Origin of the sequence: Sedimentitalea todarodis (assembly GCF_032595355.1) — a bacterium.
Lineage (GTDB): Bacteria > Pseudomonadota > Alphaproteobacteria > Rhodobacterales > Rhodobacteraceae > Sedimentitalea > Sedimentitalea todarodis.
The window spans coordinates 259,405-272,858 of record NZ_JASMWN010000001.1; the positions used below are offsets into that span (position 1 = coordinate 259,405).

Consider the following 13,454-nt stretch of genomic DNA (forward strand, 5'->3'; position numbering starts at 1 on the left):
GCCAGTTCCCATTTTATTTCAAGAATCAATGGTTTCCGCCGCCTTCCGAATGTGGATATCTGGCAACAAATGTACAGCCCGGAGGCTAGGCGGGACGGTCGGCTTGTACCTAAGGTGTTGCGATCACACTAGTTTGTGCAGGGGATCGGAATATCAACCACTTCCGCGCCACGGCGTGTTCGGATCGTACAAACCTTTTCTTCCACTGGCTGAGGTGCGGCTTCGATGGCGCCGAGGCCCAGAAGCGAGCGTTGATTGACCTCGACCGCAGAGGCAACCGTGTCGTCGCGCGCTCCGACCAGCGACAAGGACAATCTGCCCGTTGACTGCGCCTGCGCCAGTCCGGCCACCTGTTCAGGGCGCGCAGCCACGGTTACGGTTCTGGCGATGGTCGCCCCGTCCAGATCACCGCTCGCGGTTTGGTCGACCGCGATCAGGGGAACGTTGGCCTCGATCAGATAGGTGACGTCGCCCCGTACGCCTTCGATGTTTCCGTTGACACTGCCGGTCCAGTACACGTCGACCCGGTCGCCCGGACGCAGAAAGCCGGACACGCCGGACGCCACGTCAACTCTGATCGCAAAGGCGCGCATCCCGCGCGCCAGCCGCGACGTCAGACCGGCATCCTCGCCGGGATCCGTAACCTTGAGCGCAAGAATCGCCTCGTCCTTTTCCATGGCACGAAGAACCACGCGATTGTCGCTCACGTCCGGTGGAAACAGTTTGTTGATATCGGTGAACGCACCATCTGGGATGGCGTCCTCGGGCCAGCGCACCTTGCGCACATCATCCTTCTTGAGAGCCTCACCGTATTTCAGGGGGTGGGTGGCGACATAGACGTCAACGGTTGGCACGACGGCGGCGCGCGCCTGGCGTTCTTTCTGCAATTCGACCTGATAGGCCGAGATATATTTCTTGGCCATCATGACCGCGCCGCCCGCAAGGACGATGCCGACAATCAGAACCAAACCGAACATCGCTCGCATCGTTTCGACCTCTCCAAGAACCAACAGCCCTTGATGTTGACCGCACCTATTTATGCACGATCGGTCCGATTTACAAAGATTGTGTCACAAACCGCGACGGAAAATGCATCACATTTGACACATATCCGGTTCAGGCAGAGAAGGTTGCGGTCTACTGCTCGCCCACCGGAAGTGTCGAGAGGTATTCGCCGAGGCTGGCGCCGACGCCGCCGGACGCGGATTGCAGCGAGGCGAAGGCCACCACCGCCAGCGCGACGACGGCTGCGGTCAGGACAACCCAATCGACAGTCACCGCGCCGCATTCATCCCGAAGGACTTTCTTTATACTGTTTCGCATGGAAACCTCATGGTTTGCTGCGGCGGGGCCTTTTTCGAAAAAAGGCCGCGCCTCACGTAAAAGACGCAGCCCCCACATATTCGTTGTTACTTAAGTGGTTGTTAGCCACCGTCACCGCCGCCGCCACCGCCGTCACCACCACCAGCTTCCGGAGCCAGATTTTCAATGGCTTGCTGCGTAGACTCGGTCAGATTGACCGCGCCATCTTCGATCGCAACGTATGCAGCGCCTGCAAGTGCTACGACAGCTGCAGTCAACACAACCCAGTCGACAGTGACAGCACCGTCTTCGTCCTTGCGGAAATTCTTGAACACTCTGATCATGGCTTTGTCCCTTCAAAGGATCACTGTTAGAGTTTGCATCCGTACCATTCGTGTGTGCTTTGGTTCAAACGGCTCGGGTCTTCATTTGGCTGACTCTAATAAAGCGGCGGAATAAGGCAGCAATTTGACTACAATCCACCATTTTGATGCTTTTGAAGGTTATTTTGCTATTTTTTCAAGAATTTTCTCCGTGTTGTTGCCGCAAAAGCCATTTGACGCCCGAAAGCGATGGGAAACGATGATCCCGATTCTGGTGCTTCGGTCATGCCTGGCATTGCTCTGACCGCCTGCTGACCAGAAGGCCGTGCGGCAGGAAGACGGGCGAAACCCACACAACGGGGAACCGCCTCTATTCCTTGCGAGGCGGCTCCACCACTGTGGCTATACGTCAGACACCTATTCTTCTTCTGCCGTCGGTGCCTGATCGGAAATGAACGTGCCGGTCGATGCCGTCAGCGCCGAGGAACCGTCTTCAATCGCCTGGTAGGCTGCGCCTGCCAGGAGGACGACGGCCGCGGTCAGCACGACCCAATCAACGGTTACGGCACCGTCTTCGTCTTTGCGAAAGGTTTTCAAGAGTTTGATCATGGTTTTGTCCCTCCAAAGGATCACTAAAATTCACAAACAGGCATTCTTTCGATCGGGCCGTCTCTCACCTGGCCCATGTCTGCCGTTGTGTAGAAAAACTTAACCAATGAGCAATGTCAGGAATTGGGCGAACGAGTGATTTCCCCGGAGATGGTTAACTCTCTGCTAAAGATCGTGGTAAGCATATGAGATTTAACATCTTTCATAGGATCTGACGACTTTCTGGTCGCTCACACCCGATGCAAATCGGAGTCAAATCGGGCAAAAATGCCAGATTTCGGGCATCAAATCTGGCATTGTTCCGCCCGGCAGTGAACACTGGCCAAAAAACAGAGCAGTGAGACGAGAAAATGAACAGGCGTGTGCTGATCGCACCGATTTTGGCGTTGGCGCTTCAATATCCCGAGGCCGCAGTTGCAGAGCGACTGGTGTTTCGCGATGCCTCCAAAGACGTGGCCGAGACCAATCTGGCGGCAGAGGCACCAGCTGATGTGGTGCAGCCCAAAACCCGTGCTGCTCCGCGACAGTTTCACACGTTCACCGCGCGCAGGGTGAAGCCCCCCAAACCGGGCACCGTCAAGCGTATCACGATCCAGATTGATCCGGATGAACAATGGCGCCCACCGCCACCTGCGCCAGTCACGAAACCAGAGCCTGCGGCAACCGCGCCTGTGTCTCGCTCTGAGCCCATCGGGAAATACACGTGGTTCTGGGATCGCATTTCCCCGGCCATCGCCAGCACCGGGCCCGGACGCCTGAACGAAGCGCTTATCACGCTGAACACTGCCGGAGAGATTTCGGCCCCACGGCTCCAGGCGATGCAGGATATCGCCAAGGCGCAGGGCGTTTCCATTCTGCGGTCTACCGTCGGAACGCGCGTCTCGCCTGCGCTGGTGCTGGCCGTTATCGCTGTTGAGTCTTCCGGTCGTACCAGCGTGACAAGCCATGCCGGGGCGCAGGGATTGATGCAATTGATGCCCGATACCGCGGCGCGGTTCGGTGTGACCGACAGCATGATTCCCGCCGACAACATATCGGGGGGGGTGAAATATCTCGACTGGCTGATGGGCAAGTTCAACAACGATCCGATTCTCGTGCTGGCGGGCTACAATGCCGGAGAGGGTTCGGTGATGAATCACGCGGGCGTGCCACCCTATGCCGAGACGCGCGACTATGTGCCCAAGGTGCTGGCGGCATTTCAGGTCGCCAGCGGGCTCTGCACGACACCCCCGGAACTGATCAGCGACGGCTGTGTGTTTCATACGATGTACTGACCTTTTCCGTTTCAAGGCCGCACAACAAGACTGGCCGGGCAGTTTCCCGCCCGGCCAGTCGCATTTTTCTGCAGATGTCAGATCAGCCTGATCACCCGACGATCGTGGCCTCTGTCGCGGCGCGCAGCTCCTCTTCGGTGACTCCATCGGCGCATTCGACGATCCGGAGACCACCTTCAACCACGTCCAGCACACCGAGATTGGTGATGATCCGGTCGACCACGGCCTTGCCGGTCAGGGGCAGGGTGCATTCCTTGAGAACCTTGCTGTCGCCGTGCTTGTTGGTGTGATCCATCACCACGACAACGCGGCCGACGCCGGCGACGAGATCCATCGCGCCGCCCATGCCCTTGACCAGCTTGCCGGGGATCATCCAGTTCGCGAGATCTCCGTTCTCGGCCACTTCCATCGCGCCCAGGATCGCCGCCGCGATCTTGCCGCCGCGAATCATGCCAAAGCTGGTTGCGCTGTCGAAATAGCTGGTGCGGGCCAGCTCGGTGATGGTCTGCTTGCCGGCATTGATCAGGTCGGGGTCTTCTTCGCCCTCGAACGGAAACGGGCCCATGCCCAGCATGCCGTTCTCCGATTGCAGGGTGATGTCCTTGTCGCCCACATAGTTCGCCACCAGCGTGGGAATGCCGATGCCCAGGTTGACATACATGCCGTCTTCAAGCTCTTCGGCGGCCCGTGCGGCCATCTGGTTGCGGTCCCAGCCCATTATGCGTCCTCCCGCTTGCGCGTGGTGCGTTGTTCGATGCGTTTCTCGTGATCGCCCTGGATCAGGCGGTGCACATAGATTCCCGGCAAATGGATGTTGTCGGGATCCAGGCTGCCACGCGGCACGATCTCTTCGACCTCGGCGACGCAGATCTTGCCGCACATCGCGGCGGGCGGGTTGAAGTTGCGTGCGCTCTTGCGGAAAATCAGGTTGCCCGTGTCGTCCGCCTTCCACGCCTTGACGATCGCGAGATCCGCGACGATGCCACGTTCGAGGATGTATTCCTCGCCATCGAATTCCTTGCTGTCCTTGCCGTCGGCAATCACGGTGCCAACGCCGGTCTTGGTGTAAAAGCCCGGAATGCCACAGCCGCCGGCGCGCATCCGCTCTGCCAGGGTGCCCTGCGGATTGAATTCGAGTTCCAGTTCGCCGGAAAGATACTGGCGCATGAACTCGGCGTTTTCCCCGACATAGGAGCTGATCATCTTCTTGACCTGCCGGGTTTGCAACAGCACGCCAAGGCCAAAATCGTCCACGCCGGCATTGTTGCTGGCCACCGTCAGATCCTTGGTGCCCGCATCCCGGATGGCTGCAATCAGCAGTTCCGGAATGCCGCAGAGACCAAAGCCCCCGGCAGCGATGAGCATGCCGTCAAACAGCACACCATCAAGCGCCTCTGCGGCGCTGTCATAGACTTTCTTCATGAAGAACTCCCTTAATGCGGTGTTGCAGCGCTTTTGACGCGCTGCAGCAATAGAGTCAACAAAGGCGCGCGAGTGGCGGTCGGCCAGCTTGAATACTACTCGGCCGCCGACTTCTTGGATGTTGTCGTTTTCTTGGTCGCGGCCTTTTTGGCAGGGGCCTTCTTTGCCCTGGCCGCCGGCTTCTTGCGCTTGCCTTTGGTCGCGGCCTTTGCCGCAATCAGTTCGATCGCCTGTTCCAGCGTGAACGCATCCGGGTCGGTGTCTTTTGGCAAGGTGGCATTGATCTTGTCCCATTTCACATAGGGGCCATACTTGCCTTCCATGATGTCGACCGGCCCGCCTTCGTCAGGGTGATCGCCCAACGAGCGCAGGGTCTTGGCCGCACCCCCCCGGCGTCCGCGGCTTGCGACCTTTTCCGCCAAGAGCTGCACCGCGCGGTTCATGCCGACGGTGAACACCTCGTCGAGGCTTTCCAGATTGGCGTTTGTGCCGCCGCGATCCGAGGTGCTCTCGGCGTGTTTCAGGTAGGGGCCATAGCGACCGATATTCGCCCAGACCATGACGCCATCCTCGGGGTGTGGCCCGATCTGGCGCGGCAACGACAACAGCATCAGCGCACGGTCCAGTTCCAAATCTTCTGCGGGCCAATCCTTTGGCACCGACTGGCGCGGCGGTTTCTTGTTCTCTTCGGTCACGGCACCGCGCTGGACATAAGGCCCGAATCGGCCCTTGAAGACGCGAATTTCGTCGCCACCATCTTCGCCCAACAGTTTGCCGTCGGGCGGAATCGCGCCGTCGTCCTCCGCGCCCGGGGGTCCGAAGGCACGGGTATAGCGGCATTCCGGGTAGTTCGAGCAGCCGATAAATGCCCCGCCGGAGCGCGCGGTCCGCATGCTGAGACGGCCGGCGCCGCAGTTGGGGCACAGGCGTGGGTCGCTTCCGTCTTCGGTCGGAGGGAACAGGTGCGGCTCCAGGACCTCGTTGATCTTTTCCAGCACTTCGGTGATGCGCAATTCGCTGGTTTCGGCGATTGCGGCGGAAAAGTCGCGCCAGAACCGGTTCAGCACGGCCTTGTAGTCGGATTCACCGGCACTGACCTGATCCAGTTCGTCCTCGAGACCGGCGGTAAAGTCATAGCCGACATACTTGCGGAAATAGTTCTGCAAGAAGGCGATCACCAATCGACCCTTGTCTTCGGGGATCAACCGGTTCTTCTCCTTGAGCACATAGCCCCGGTCCTGGATTGTCGTGACAATGCTGGCATAGGTCGACGGCCGGCCGATCCCCAACTCTTCCATCCGCTTGACCAACGTCGCCTCGGTATAGCGGGGCGGAGGCTGGGTGAAATGCTGCTCGGGAGTCACGCTGCGCTTGTCGGCGGGCTCTCCGGCCGTGATCTGTGGCAACCGTTTGTCATCATCATCGACGACCGCGTCATCGCGCCCTTCTTCATAGACCCGCAAGAACCCGTCAAACAACAGGACCTGCCCGGTGGCGCGCAATTCGACCTGGCCGTCCTTGCTGCCGATATCCACGCTGGTCCGTTCCAGCCGGGCCGCGGCCATCTGGCAGGCCAGCGTGCGTTTCCAGATCAGATCATAGAGCTTGCGCTGATCCGCATCCGTCAGCCTTAGCCCCGCAGCGTCCTGGGTCATATCCGTCGGGCGGATACATTCATGCGCTTCCTGCGCATTCTTGGCCTTGTTCTTGTACATGCGCGGGCTGTCGGGCACGTATTCCTTGCCAAATCGATCCTTGATCGCATCCCGCGCCGCGTGCACGGCCTCGGGGGCCATGTCGATCCCGTCGGTCCGCATATAGGTAATGTGTCCGGCCTCGTAGAGCCGCTGCGCGACGCTCATCGTTTGCCGCGCGCCCATGCCGAATTTGCGGCTGGCTTCCTGCTGCAGGGTCGAGGTCATGAACGGCGCGCTCGGATTGCGGTTCGCCGGTTTCGCTTCGACCGAAGTGATGCTCAGATCACGGCTGCTGATGGCCTGAACCGCCAGTTCCGCCTGTGTTTCATTCTCGATATCGAACTTGTCGAGCTTCTTGCCCGCAAGGACCGTCAACCGGGCCTCGAATTCCTGCCCACGCGGCGTGGCGAGCAGCGCCTTGACCGACCAGTATTCGCGGGCGCGGAACGCCTCGATCTCCATCTCGCGCTCGACGATGAGACGCAGGCTGACCGATTGCACGCGGCCAGCGGATTTCGCGCCGGGCAGCTTGCGCCACAGCACCGGGGACAGGTTGAAGCCCACGAGGTAATCCAATGCGCGGCGGGCAAGATAGGCCTCGACCAGCGGCATGTCGACCTGACGCGGGTTTTTCATCGCCTGGGTGACGGCATCCTTGGTGATCGCGTTGAAGGTGACCCGCGATACGGCGGTGTCCTTCTTGATCGACCGGCGCTTGGTGAGCGCTTCCTGCAGGTGCCAGCTGATGGCTTCCCCCTCGCGATCCGGGTCGGTTGCGAGGATAAGGGCGTTGTCTTCCGCGAGCGCATCGGCGATGGCCTTGACGTGCTTCTTGCTGTCGCTGGCCACCTCCCATTTCATCTCGAAATCATGCTCGGTATCGACCGATCCATCCTTTGGGGGCAGGTCCCGAACATGCCCGTAGGACGCCAGAACCGTGTAGTCAGAGCCTAGATATTTATTGATCGTTTTCGCTTTGGCTGGTGATTCTACAACAACTACAGGCATTTACACAGTAACCTCATGCGGCGAAAGATGCGCGTTCTATGGCGAGGCAAGATGTGGGGTGCAAGACCTGATTGTCAATCCGCGTGATTTGGGCGCATGAAAATCGACCTGCGCGGTGCCGTCCAAACGGGTAGGGTGGGTCGCCGAAAGCGGATGATTGTCAAGGCGCATGCGATCACCACGGGGCTTGCTGTTTCGGGCGTGACGGTGCGCCATTCGACCGTGACCCGCAGTCAGGAGCCGAGCGATAGAAGGCCACCGGATTGGCGTCGGATCTTGCCGTCAAGTTCCAGATCAACCAGAGCCGGGCCGACATGTCCTGCGGACACCTCAAGATCGCGAATCAACTGGTCTTCGGCGACAGGGGAAGGGCCGAGTCGCGAGAGGATCTGCTGGTGCAGCGTCGCCGTTTGCGCCAGTGTCCTGCGTTCCGGCGGCGGCGGGGGCAGATCGGTCAGCATATCGCGCTGAACCGGGGTTGCCGGCGTGATCAGGGGCGGAAGGGCGGCTATGACGTCATCCGCATTGCGCACCAGGGTCGCGCCATCCCGGATCAGCATGTTGCAACCCGAGGCGCGCGCATCAAACGGATGGCCTGGCACGGCGAACACTTCGCGTCCCTGGTCCAAGGCGTCGCGCGCAGTGATCAGGCTGCCCGACTTCACCGCAGCTTCGACCACGACAACCGCCTGCGCCACGCCGGAAATGATCCGGTTTCGGCTGGGAAAATGGCGGGCTTGCGGCGTGGTGCCTATGGGTTGTTCAGAGATCAGCAAACCGGCGCTTGCGATATCCTGTGCCAACCCGCCATTCTCGGCTGGATACACAACATCGACCCCGCCAGCCATGACGGCGATGGTGCCGGTGCCGATCGCGGCGACATGCGCAGCCGTATCAACGCCGCGGGCAAGGCCGGAGGCGATGCAATACCCTTTTTCGCCGAGTTCATGGGCCAAGGCCCGCGCCATGCGGGTGCCCAATGACGACGCGTTGCGCGCACCGACAAGCGCGACGGTCGATCGTGACAAGAGGGAGGTGTCGCCAACCGCCCACAGCATGGGGGGCGCGTCGGAAATATCAGTCAGATGGACAGGGTAGTCCGGATCGCCAAGGCACAAAAGCCGCGCACGCGCGGCTTTTGCGGCCTTGATTTCGGCTTCGATTACACCGGCAGGGCATATTTCATAGCCCTGAACCCCGGCGGCGCGCGCCACTTCGGGCAACGCGGCCAGCGCCTTCTGCGCTGTGCCATGCTCTGCCAACAGGCGGTAGAATGTTGTGATACCGACCCTGCGCGAGCGCAAAAGGCGAAGCCACGCAAACCGATCGTCTTCCGTGGTGGGTAGGAGTGGGGGGTGAGTGGAAGAATTGCTTTCCTCGGTCATCCGTTGCTCCGCCTTGTTGCCAGACCGGTGTAGCGTCGCGTCAGTTAACAGGACGTAAAGCGTGGAAAATTCTTTTCGGATTTTCGAGAAAATGCAGTGATGGGCGGATTGGCACCGCCAAGGCGTCCGATGGCAACGGATGACGACGATTGATATTGACGATCATCTCAGCACTGAGATCGTCTCAACATGATCTGTGCGCGTCCGGTCTGCGAGTTTTCGGGGCAGGGCCGGCAGGTGCGGCCGACGGATGGCCTGTTCAGGCCGCCGAGCCTCCCACGGTCAGCCCGCCGATCAGGACGGTAGGCTGGCCCACGCCAACCGGAACCCATTGGCCTTCCTTGCCGCAATTGCCCATGCCCGGATCAAGCTGCATGTCATTGCCAAGACCCCGGATCCGGGTGAGCGCCGTTGCCCCGTCACCGATCAGCGTCGCGCCCTTGACCGGCGCGCCGACCTTGCCGTTTTCGACCCGATAGGCCTCGGTGCAGGAAAACACGAACTTGCCGCTGGTGATGTCGACCTGGCCGCCGCCAAAGCCAACGGCCCAAATGCCATCCTTGATTTCGGACACAAGGTCAGCGGGGTCCGCCTCTCCGCCCATCATGTAGGTGTTGGTCATCCGGGGCATCGGCGCATGGGCATAGCTTTGCCGCCGTCCATTCCCGGTGGCGGCAACGCCCATCAGCCGGGCGTTCTGGCGATCCTGCATATAGCCCACCAAAATGCCATCCTCGATCAGGACATTGCGCCGCGACGGCGTGCCCTCGTCATCGACCGTGATCGAGCCGCGCCGGTCCGGTATCGTGCCATCATCCAGCACGGTCACGCCCCGTGCGGCGACTTGTTTACCCATCAGCCCGGCAAACGCGCTGGCACCTTTGCGATTGAAGTCGCCCTCCAAGCCGTGGCCGATCGCCTCGTGCAGCAGGATGCCGGGCCAACCCGGGCCAAGCGCCACATCCATGACACCGGCGGGTGCCGGAACTGCATCAAGATTGACAAGCGCGATGCGCAATGCCTCGCGCGTTTTCGCCTGCCAGTCCTCCGGAGCGATCAGCCCTTCAAGCCCGATGCGCCCACCGCCTCCGGCGCTGCCGGTCTCGCGGCGGCCATCCTGCTCGACGATCACCGAGACATTGACCCGCGTCATCGGGCGGACATCGCGGACCTGTACACCGTCGGGCCGCAGAATTTCGACCTCTTGGCATGTTGCGGCAAGCGTCGCGGAGACCTGCACCACACGCGGATCGAGATCGCGGGCAAAGGCGTCGATCTCGCGCAGGGTGTCGATCTTCACCGGAAACGGCTGTCCGGTTGTCGGGTCCACGTCTGTATAGAGCCGCGCGTTCGTCGGTGCGGGCGCGTCTGCCATGGTACCGCCGCCGGCGCCAACGGCCAGACGCGCGGTCCGGGCCGCGCGTTTCAGGGCGCTCAGGTTCATCTCGGTGGAATGGGCATAGCCGGTGACTTCGCCATTGACCGCCCGCAGGCCGAATCCCTCGGATGCGTCATAGCTTGCGCTGCGCAGGCGACCGTCATCAAACACCAGGGCCTCGGATTTGCGGCGCTCGGCAAAGATCTCGCCGTCGTCGGCGCCATCGGTTGCGGCCCGCAGTTCGCGCAGCGCTTCGTCCCTCGGCAGGGTGGTCTCAAACGGGCGAAACGGAGTGTTTTGCATGTGCGGCTGGCCTCGTAATATGATCTGAATCAAAAAAAGCGGCTGTTTGACGCAATCTGATGGGTTTATCTGCTTCGCGGAATATGATTTCTACAGGCAGCAAATACAACGGGTCAGGTGCGCTCCGTGATTCATACCTGTACCAACCCCACAATTCGATCAACCGATCAGGATAGAACATGAAGAACGCTTTTACGCTCGCCGGGCTTTTTACTTCTCTATCGGTCCTCCCCGCGATGGCGCAGGACGGGCTTGAGATCATCGGCGCGCCGGTCGATGGTGCGACGGGCTTTCAGCCTGCCGTGACGGAACTGGCGCACGATTTGCAATCCCTGGACTGGCTGATCCTGGTCATCATCACCGTGATCTGCGTCTTTGTGACAGCGCTGCTGCTCTACGCGATCGTGCGGTTCAACCGCCGCGCAAACCCGACGCCGGCCAAGTTTACCCACAATTCACCACTGGAAGTGGCGTGGACGGTCGTGCCGATCGTGATCCTGATCTTCATCGGTGCATTCAGCCTGCCGGTTCTGTTCAAACAACAGGAAATCCCCGAGGCCGACATCACCATCAAGGTGACCGGATATCAGTGGTACTGGGGCTATGAATACGTCGATCACGAATTTGGCTTCGAGAGCTTCAAACTGGAACGTGACGAACTCGAAGAATACGGCTATGGCCAGGACGAGTATCTGCTGGCCACGGATACCGCCGTTGTTGTGCCTGTCGGCAAGACTATCGTGATGCAGGTCACCGGTGCCGATGTGATCCACGCGTGGACCATCCCGGCCTTTGGCGTCAAGCAGGACGGGGTTCCCGGTCGTCTGGCCGAACTGTGGTTCGCGGCCGAAAAAGAAGGTATCTACTTTGGCCAATGTTCGGAACTCTGCGGCAAGGACCATGCCTATATGCCGATCACCGTAAAGGTGGTTAGCGAAGAGGCGTATGAGGAATGGCTGACCGGTGCCATCGAAGAATATGCCGGCGCGCCTCGCAGCGTGACACTGGCATCCAACTGAGAGTGAAGGGCGGGGTGTTCCCGCCCGCTTCGGCAAGGGGCCCGCGATGAGCGACGTCAGCATCAATAGTGCCATCCGCGAGGACGAGGCCAGCTTTGGTGACTTCTTTGCGCTGCTAAAGCCGCGTGTGATGACGCTCGTCGTGTTCACGGCCTTTGTCGGTCTGCTTGCAGCACCTGTTCCCGTTCATCCGATGGTCGGCTTTTGCGCGATCCTGTTCATTGCCCTGGGCGGAGGCGCATCCGGCGCGCTGAACATGTGGTGGGACGCGGATATCGACAGCGTGATGAAGCGGACCCGCAAGCGTCCGATCCCGTCCGGCAAGGTCACCGGGTCCGATGCCCTTGCCATTGGTCTTGCCCTGTCGGCGCTGTCGGTGACGATGCTGACCCTGGCAACCAACCCGATGGCCGGTGCCATGCTGGCCTTCACCATCTTCTTTTATGTCGTCGTCTATTCCATGTGGCTCAAGCGGCTGACACCGCAGAATATCGTCATCGGCGGTGCTGCGGGTGCCTTCCCGCCGGTGATCGGCTGGCTGGCCGCAACCGGAACGATGGCGGTCGAGCCCTGGCTGATGTTTGCGCTGGTTTTCATGTGGACTCCGCCCCATTTCTGGGCGCTCGCGCTGTTCATGCGCAGCGACTATGACGATGCGGGTGTGCCGATGTTGACCGTCACCCATGGCCGCCGGGCCACACGACAGCATATTCTGGTCTACACCGTTCTGTTGTCGGTGCTGGCGCTCGGTGCGGCCTTTACGGCCATCGGCGGCCCGATTTACCTGGCGACATCGGTTGTTGTGAACCTGATGTTCCTGCGCGGTGCGCTGCGCATCTGGCGGCGTGACGAAGATGCGTCAGAAGCTGACAATTTCGCGGTGGAGCGTGCGTTCTTCCGGCTGTCGCTCTGGTATCTGTTCGTGCATTTCGGGGCGATCCTGATCGAGGCGCTGCTGCGTCCATATGGTCTGGGAGGCTGGGGATGAGTATTCGGACAACCCACGAAATTCACCAGCGCCGGTTCGGTCGGAACCTGGGTGTCGGGCTCGCCCTTGTGGCGTTTGTCGTGATCGTGTTCGGCCTGACGGTCGTCAAGGTAACACGTGGCGATTTCGAGCCCGTGACCGCGTCGGAGGGCCAGAACTGATGGCACTGGCGGCCCCGCAGAAGACCGTCGTGCAACTGGTGGCAGTCGTTGTCACCATGGGCGCGCTTTCCTGGGCGTCGGTGCCGTTCTACGACTGGTTTTGCCGTGTCACCGGGTTTGGTGGGACCACCGTTGTCGCCAGCGATGGATCACAGGCCATTCTGGATCAAACCATCAAGATCAAGTTCGACGCGTCGCTTGAACGCGACATGCCGTGGATCTTCAAGCCGGTCGAGCGGGAGATGGAAATCAGGATCGGCGAAACCGGCCTTGCGTTCTACGAGGCCTACAACCCGACCGACCACCCGGTTGCGGGGCAGGCGAGCTACAACGTCTTCCCCTTTGAAGCCGGTGGCTTCTTCAACAAGATCGACTGTTTCTGTTTCACGGAACAGGTACTGGAACCCGGTGAACGGGTGCAGATGCCGGTGACATTTTTTGTCGATCCGGAAATCGTCACGGATCGGGATGCAAAATACGTGCATTCGATCACGTTGTCGTACACTTTCTACGAAATCGACCTGCCCGAGGGCTATGCCGCCCTCGCGACCGAGGCAGGCACCAACAATACGAACTAACGCCGCA

The 13,454-nt window shown here is 60.4% G+C and carries 14 protein-coding genes; 5 read left to right on the forward strand and 9 right to left on the reverse strand.

The window, feature by feature from the left end:
- Nucleotides 1–128: 128 nt before the first annotated feature.
- From cpaB to QO231_RS01265, 4 genes are all read right to left on the reverse strand, one after another.
- Nucleotides 129–986, reverse strand: coding sequence for a Flp pilus assembly protein CpaB (gene cpaB / locus QO231_RS01250; RefSeq protein WP_316772328.1), 858 nt, complete (start codon nucleotides 984–986; stop codon nucleotides 129–131).
- 151 nt (nucleotides 987–1,137) lie between these two features.
- On the reverse strand, nucleotides 1,138–1,323 hold the full coding sequence (locus tag QO231_RS01255; protein WP_316772331.1) for a hypothetical protein: 186 nt from the start codon (nucleotides 1,321–1,323) through the stop codon (nucleotides 1,138–1,140).
- Nucleotides 1,324–1,424: 101 nt separating this feature from the next.
- Complete coding sequence (locus tag QO231_RS01260; protein WP_316772334.1) at nucleotides 1,425–1,646, reverse strand: hypothetical protein; 222 nt, start codon at nucleotides 1,644–1,646, stop codon at nucleotides 1,425–1,427.
- A gap of 396 nt (nucleotides 1,647–2,042) precedes the next feature.
- A complete protein-coding gene (locus QO231_RS01265) occupies nucleotides 2,043–2,234 on the reverse strand; it encodes a hypothetical protein (protein WP_316772337.1) in 192 nt (63 codons plus the stop codon).
- Nucleotides 2,235–2,584: 350 nt separating this feature from the next.
- Here QO231_RS01265 and QO231_RS01270 point away from each other — a divergent pair, with 350 nt between their 5' ends.
- Nucleotides 2,585–3,508, forward strand: a complete 924-nt coding sequence (locus QO231_RS01270; RefSeq protein ID WP_316772340.1) for a lytic transglycosylase domain-containing protein — start codon at nucleotides 2,585–2,587, stop codon at nucleotides 3,506–3,508.
- Nucleotides 3,509–3,599: 91 nt separating this feature from the next.
- On the opposite strand, the gene QO231_RS01275 is transcribed toward QO231_RS01270, so the two are convergent.
- The 5 genes from QO231_RS01275 to tldD all read right to left on the reverse strand — a co-directional run bounded on the left by QO231_RS01275 (nucleotide 3,600) and on the right by tldD (nucleotide 10,701).
- Complete coding sequence (locus tag QO231_RS01275) at nucleotides 3,600–4,226, reverse strand: 3-oxoacid CoA-transferase subunit B (protein ID WP_316772343.1); 627 nt, start codon at nucleotides 4,224–4,226, stop codon at nucleotides 3,600–3,602.
- Nucleotides 4,226–4,930, reverse strand: coding sequence for a CoA transferase subunit A (locus tag QO231_RS01280; protein ID WP_316772346.1), 705 nt, complete (start codon nucleotides 4,928–4,930; stop codon nucleotides 4,226–4,228). Before QO231_RS01280 ends, QO231_RS01275 begins: the two co-directional genes overlap by 1 nt.
- A gap of 95 nt (nucleotides 4,931–5,025) precedes the next feature.
- Complete coding sequence (topA, locus tag QO231_RS01285; RefSeq protein WP_316772349.1) at nucleotides 5,026–7,635, reverse strand: type I DNA topoisomerase; 2,610 nt, start codon at nucleotides 7,633–7,635, stop codon at nucleotides 5,026–5,028.
- Between the two features lie 233 nt (nucleotides 7,636–7,868).
- Nucleotides 7,869–9,020 carry a DNA-processing protein DprA gene (dprA, locus tag QO231_RS01290; protein WP_316772352.1) on the reverse strand — a complete coding sequence of 384 codons (1,152 nt, stop codon included), beginning with the start codon at nucleotides 9,018–9,020 and terminating at the stop codon, nucleotides 7,869–7,871.
- A gap of 259 nt (nucleotides 9,021–9,279) precedes the next feature.
- Nucleotides 9,280–10,701: a metalloprotease TldD gene (gene tldD, locus QO231_RS01295; RefSeq protein WP_316772354.1), complete on the reverse strand. Its 1,422-nt coding sequence runs from the start codon at nucleotides 10,699–10,701 to the stop codon at nucleotides 9,280–9,282.
- Nucleotides 10,702–10,880: 179 nt separating this feature from the next.
- Between tldD and coxB the strand changes: the two genes are divergently transcribed.
- The 4 genes from coxB to QO231_RS01315 are packed head-to-tail and all read left to right on the forward strand — an operon-like array spanning nucleotide 10,881 to nucleotide 13,447.
- Complete coding sequence (gene coxB, locus QO231_RS01300; RefSeq protein WP_316772357.1) at nucleotides 10,881–11,720, forward strand: cytochrome c oxidase subunit II; 840 nt, start codon at nucleotides 10,881–10,883, stop codon at nucleotides 11,718–11,720.
- Between the two features lie 46 nt (nucleotides 11,721–11,766).
- The gene (cyoE, locus tag QO231_RS01305; protein WP_316772359.1) at nucleotides 11,767–12,708 is read left to right on the forward strand and encodes a heme o synthase; all 942 of its coding nucleotides are present in this window, start codon (nucleotides 11,767–11,769) and stop codon (nucleotides 12,706–12,708) included.
- On the forward strand, nucleotides 12,705–12,869 hold the full coding sequence (locus QO231_RS01310) for a hypothetical protein (RefSeq protein WP_316772362.1): 165 nt from the start codon (nucleotides 12,705–12,707) through the stop codon (nucleotides 12,867–12,869). The genes cyoE and QO231_RS01310 overlap by 4 nt, the downstream gene beginning before the upstream one ends.
- Nucleotides 12,869–13,447, forward strand: a complete 579-nt coding sequence (locus QO231_RS01315; RefSeq protein WP_316772365.1) for a cytochrome c oxidase assembly protein — start codon at nucleotides 12,869–12,871, stop codon at nucleotides 13,445–13,447. The genes QO231_RS01310 and QO231_RS01315 overlap by 1 nt, the downstream gene beginning before the upstream one ends.
- Nucleotides 13,448–13,454 lie beyond the last annotated feature (7 nt).